The organism is Chryseobacterium sp. 14P4.3.2 (genome assembly GCF_057799275.1).
Map to the genome: position 1 here is coordinate 1 of NZ_JBYOKO010000053.1, position 1,297 is coordinate 1,297.

The 1,297-nt window shown below is 29.1% G+C and carries 1 protein-coding gene; it reads right to left on the reverse strand.

Annotated features, from left to right (window positions below):
* Positions 1 to 563: 563 nt before the first annotated feature.
* A partial coding sequence (locus AC27VX_RS23715; RefSeq protein ID WP_488698442.1) for a hypothetical protein occupies positions 564 to 1,297 on the reverse strand: 734 nt, incomplete at its 5' end.

Genomic DNA, 1,297 nt, shown 5'->3' on the forward strand with positions numbered 1-1,297 from the left:
CTCCGTAATCATACATTCCCGTCTCTTGTAATTCCTTTCCGTTGTATTTGTAACTGTAGAAACTACCAAAGTTGGAGGTGCCAAACGTACCTGAGATATGGTTTAAACCAAAAGGATAGTAATTGTTGGTATCAATAATTTCAGAGAAAACAAAAATTCTGTGCTTCTTTAAACAAAATTAGATGCAAACCTATAAGCAGTTTTTTTGCTGTAATAAACAAATTTATACAATACTTATAAGTTTGCATTTTAATTGTAATTTCAACTATTTTATTTTATCATAATTCATAAAAGGAGTGGAGATTTTTCAGGATAAAATTCCGGATCCTCTTATTTTAAAAATTATATAAATAACAGCAATAAAATGCATTAAAAATAGTATTGCCAATATCATGTAAATTATTGCTTTGTACTTCTTATAACTATAGCTATAAAATAAAATAAGTGTTACTTCATATAACAATAGGAAATAAAAAACATCATGATTTTGACTTCTAACAAAGAAATAATATATAACAGCAAATATTAATAATAAAATTATTGTTATAATACTGTTTGATTTTTTATCGAGTATTAACATTTGTATTAATTTTAGCATCTTTTCCCCATTTTACAATATAACCCATTGACTCCATTCCATACAAATATCTATGATTTAAATTTAAAACACTTCCCTCAAAGGAAGTAAACCAACTCAAATTACTATTTAATATTTTGACTGAAGCAGGACTAAGTTTATTATATTCTGGTTGAATTAAATGTTGTTCGTTAATTAAATTTTGACCATCCCAATTAGCAGCAACCTGACCTCTCAAAACAGGCCCGTTATATAAATCTTGCAAGCTACTCCAAATATGATTCAATATTAATTTATTTCCACCTTTCACGAAGTTTCTAATTTCCGTATTGGAAATATCCATTCCAAAATAGCTATCATAATTGCCAATTAAATTTTTTAAATTATCAACTGTTTCCGCTGCTGCACCCGACCATCTTGTTTGGAAACCTTTTTTATCAGTAGCAGATTGAAACCATCTGTAAAAATCTGCCCTTTGATCTAAGTCGGCATATTCGCTACTTCCATTAGTTTGCTTAATATTATATTCATTGGCATTTTGCCATCTACTTGTATTGTTTTTTCTGTCGGATGTTTTCCAGTCTCCTTGCCCTAATTTTCCTTTGTAGTTATCAGGATATTCTCTCATCAAATCATCTTTACCAAATCCCGTAAAGATATTCTCTCCTGATGTTTCAGTTCCTGTTGACATCGTTGCTACATAATTTTTAAAAGCCTGTT